The 4353-nt window shown below is 57.0% G+C and carries 3 protein-coding genes; 1 reads left to right on the forward strand and 2 read right to left on the reverse strand.

The annotated features are described in order from the left end of the window. Positions 1-267 (reverse strand): hypothetical protein (locus LCF60_RS23615; protein WP_292294981.1); only part of this gene is annotated, 267 nt, incomplete at its 3' end. A gap of 160 nt (positions 268-427) precedes the next feature. Then, on the reverse strand, positions 428-3031 hold the full coding sequence (locus tag LCF60_RS23620; RefSeq protein ID WP_292294982.1) for a 5'-nucleotidase C-terminal domain-containing protein: 2604 nt from the start codon (positions 3029-3031) through the stop codon (positions 428-430). 464 nt (positions 3032-3495) lie between these two features. On the opposite strand from LCF60_RS23620, the gene LCF60_RS23625 reads away from it, so the two are divergent. Beyond that, on the forward strand, positions 3496-4353 hold an 858-nt coding region (locus LCF60_RS23625), incomplete at its 3' end, for a lamin tail domain-containing protein (RefSeq protein ID WP_292294983.1).

Raw genomic sequence — 4353 nt, forward strand, 5'->3', positions numbered from 1 at the left:
GTTTGGGATCGTCTGAATTCGCTCGGAAAAGATCGCGGGCGCTTTTTTCAAGCGCCCCCCAAAAAACTGAATGCTTTCAGCCAGAGATCTTCCTCGATCAGTCGGCGCCGGTCCTACCAGCGAGGAGAACAGGCGACTCACTACTTCGACGATGCACGCGAGCTTTAAAAACCGCTCGACGAAGATCTTCTGGAACTCGTCGGCGACGGCGCGCGGCAGGATCCAGCGATACCGTGATGCGTACGCTCGAACTCTTCCGCAGGGCATGCGCAAATCTTCAATGAAGCCCGTCCGATCGATCCGAAATTCCGGTAGGATTGACTAACCAGGCGTATGTGCTGACACCTCAGAATAATTTGAGGGCGGAGATAGTCCTCGCCCCCAAGTTTGATATCAGTGGTACCACCCAACGGATGTCCAGCTTTTTTCAGACGAAGTAATTCAAATCTTGGTTCAACAGAATGCCAACAGTGAGCAGATCGGCGGTGGCCGTCTCTACCGCATCGCTTGTCGCGATCTCGTAAAGCACGTCACCGCGTGTTTCTGCGCCGGTCTCCAATGCATCGACAAATGTGTTGATCTGCTGGGCCGTAAACAGGTCCATCGCATTTGCATTGGTTACCAAGGTGTCGACGAACGCTTCATCGGTGAGGTCACCGAACGTTGCGGTGAACTCTTCACTGACCACGAAGAAATCAGCGACCTCGTCCGCATCGATCAGGTCCTCCTCAACAACTTCCGTCCAGAAGGAGGCACCCGCCACATCGGCGTACCGCCCGAAGGCGGTGAAGTACATCTGCCCGAGATCAATATCCGTCGCATCCGTGGATGTGGTCCATGTCGCATCGTCGAACGAGATCGTCTCTACGCCGAATAGAAGAGCGCTTACCGCTTCGCCGACAACGGCCAGACCGCCACCAGTACCGCTGACGCCAAGCCCGTCCGCGCTCGACGCGAACGTCACCTCGCGGGCGTAGACGACATCGTCTTCACCCAGGACAGCGCTTGTGGATGCGACCGGTGCAAGATCGTCGAACACCGCGTCTGCGCGGAAATCGAGGTTCTGAATTCGCGCGTCCAGACGTGGCGTTGTATCGACCAGATCGACCGTCGGGTCACCCGCGTCGATGCCAAATTCGCTGAGCAGGTACTCTGCGAGGGCGTCCTGTTCGCTGCCGGTTGCAGCAAAGGTCACGCCACCGTCAAAGGCCGGGTTTTCCCCGTCGACCAGATCAACCCGGTTCGCTACAGCAGCAATTGCCGCATCGAAACCGTCCTCGCTGTCGACAGTGACCGGCAAGCCGTCTGCACCGCCGTCCGCGAGGAAGTTGAGCGTCACCGTCCGGAACGTCGTGTCACCATTGTCGACGACTTCACCGGCGCGGACCAGCTCGGCGATCACGTCGCCCGTGTCTTCGTTCACCAACGCGGCGTTGATCAGGCGGTTGCCTGGCGCGAGGTCAGGCGAGAACGAGAAGCGAAGGCCGGAAAACTGGCCCCAGCCTCCGGCGCTTTGCTCGAGGCTTGTGTAATTTGCCAGCGTCGCTTCGACCGTGTCGACGATCTGCTGTGTCGTCAGGCTGAGCAATGTCAGACCGTTGTTGAACGCCAACGTGTTGGCGACGTCATTCGTGCTGATACCGCCATCGGGCTTTCCGCCTTCGATGCCCTCGGTCGGAAGGCGGACAGGGTCACTGTCACCGGCAGGTTGTTCGATCCGACCAATATTGGCGCGGATGCCACCGCCGTTCTTGAAAGAGAACACGACGCTGTCATCGAATTGCTGCACGTATTCCAGATTGGCGTCGGCGGTCAAGTTGCCCAGGTTGGTTTCCTGTGTGCGAACACCGTCTGTGCCACCGCCTGCGCGTTCGGCATTGAGGAACTCGGTCGCTATCGCAAAGAAGGTCGATTCACCTTCCAAGATAGTGGCTTCCACATCTGTGGCGATGGCCAGGATCTCGGGGTCTGCCAAGCCTTCGGCGCCAAGGGCCGCAACGCCTGCATCGGACGTTTCAAAGGCACCGGAAATCGCTGCATCATAGCTCTCCGGCAGGATGACACCGTTTTCGTCAAAGTCGATCACAAGGCGCCCGAGGTAGTTGTAAGCGGCGTCGGTGTTGACCACGGCAACCGGGTTGCCATCGGCACCGGTGAAGAAGCCGGGGTAGACGCCGTCCGCAGCTTCCCCGTCGAAACCGGCATCGTTTTCGTCAAGCAGGACCGAGTTGGACCCGCCTGCCATGATGATATCGACACCTTCCAGCAGAGTGGCAAGCTCCTGCTCCCGCGCCAGAACCTGCTGGTGACTCATCAGGATAACCTTGTTGAGGCCGGGGTTGGCGGCCAGAAGCGCATCTACGTCCGCCTGAATGAGTGCAGCGAGGTCGGCAAGATCGTTGGATTCAGGAAACACGCCCAAATCGGGACCGGGGCTGGACAGGCCATCTTCAATTGTCGGCACCACGGCACTGACCAGACCGATCAGCTCACCGCCTTCGGTTTCGACGACAGCTGTTCCAGAAACCTGTCCCGAGATATCCTCCACATTCTGACCGTCCGCCGTGGCAAGCGGCGCAAGGTTCGCGTCGGTGGAATAGTCGAGATTGCCCGCGAGGTAGGGGAAGTTGGCGCCGGCATAAGGCAGAAAGCCCGACGTATCTTCATCCTCATCGAACGCGATGTCGCCGCTGAGAAGCTGTGCGATGATGGAGGTGCCGTTGTCGAATTCGTGGTTGCCGAACGAGATGGCCTGAACACCAAGCTCGTTCTGGATCAGGATATCTGCTGCACCCGGTGCACCATAGATCGACTCGGACGCATCGTAGAACAATCCCGGAATCCAAGCGTCGCCCGATGACAGAACAAGCGTGTCTGCAAAGCCCGCGACACCGTCATCGTCGATGTCTTCGGCACGTAGTGCATTGAGAACCGCCGAAAGGTTCGGGGCGAGTTCGATCGACGTTGTGTTCGCCTCTTGATCAGAAAGATGGAAGAGCTGGAGCGTGAAGGCGCCGTCAAAGTTGTTCATGTCAGGTTCCGTTGCTTGTGCGATTGAGCCGCACAACCATGTTGAGCATGCGCTTAGCGACATCGCGGACGTGATGTCATCGAAACGAGGCGCACTTGAACTGGCAGCGGCAGACCTTCCCGGAGTAGCAGCGCAAGTGTGAAGTCTTATCAACAGTTTTGTAATAGTTTGGTGTCGCGCCCAAATACGAAGCAGACAGCACAAACTCTGTCGGCTTGGTCGAGCCATCCGATTTGTTGATACAAATTCTATTTTTAAAAATACGATGCGTAGGATCGGAAAGCCCGTGTCCCGGCATCACGCTGTCCGGCGAAGGGCTGGACAGATGACGTTGACCAATTTGTAAGCCCCGCCCCGCATCACGACACATAACTGTCGTACGCGCTGAATAGAACACCGCTGTATCGTCCGAACGCCATCTGCTCGGTTGTATTCAAGCTGCTGTCCAACAAGGAATTTCAAAAATGTCCTTCACGATTACTGGCGTCATCGACGGCCCTCTGCCCGGTGGCCTGCCCAAGGCAATTCAGCTCTTCGCTCTCGAAGATATCGCAGATCTGTCGATCTATCAGCTTGGCTCGCCCAACAACGGCAATCTTGGCGGAACTCCAGAATTCGACTTTCCGGCCGTGACAGTTGCAGCCGGGACCACGATCTATGTCGCGTCCGAAAGTGTCGAATTCGCCAATTACTTCGGCTTCGCTCCGGACTATACGAGCAACGTTTCCTCCATCAACGGGGATGACGCGATTGAGCTTGTTGAAAATGGCGTCGTCGAAGACGTCTTTGGCGAAGTTGGCGTCGATGGTAGTGGCGAGGCATGGGAATATCTTGATGGCTGGGCGTCCCGTAACCCGTCCGAAGGACGCAGCACGACATTTACACTTTCGGAATGGGATTTCAGCGGGCCTGATGCCCTTGACGGTGCAACATCCGACACAACATCGGCATCGCCATTCCCGATGCCGTCATTGGCCATGCCGACAGCTCTTTTTATCTCGGAATATGTGGAAGGATCGTCCTTCAATAAAGCAATCGAGATCTACAATGGGACAGGATCCAATATTGACCTGGCGGCTGGCAATTACACGCTCGAACTTTATTCAAACGGAAGCCCGACGCCCAGTCATTCTTTCAACTTGGCAGGCACAATCGCGGATGGCGACGTTTTCGTGCTTGCAAACTCGGGTGCTGATGCAGCGATCCTGGCGCTTGCAGACGAAACCGGCGCCAACGGCGTCATCAATTTCAACGGCGACGATGCGATCGTCCTGAGAAAAGACGGTGCGGTCATCGACGCTTTTGGCCAAATCGGTGTGGAC

It is taken from the genome of Marivita sp., assembly GCF_020055635.1.
Lineage (GTDB): Bacteria > Pseudomonadota > Alphaproteobacteria > Rhodobacterales > Rhodobacteraceae > Marivita.

Excerpts from the sequence above, each read along its gene's own strand:
- LCF60_RS23620 (WP_292294982.1), bottom strand. The coding sequence starts at position 3,031 with ATGAACAACTTTGACGGCGCCTTCACGCTCCAGCTCTTCCATCTTTCT.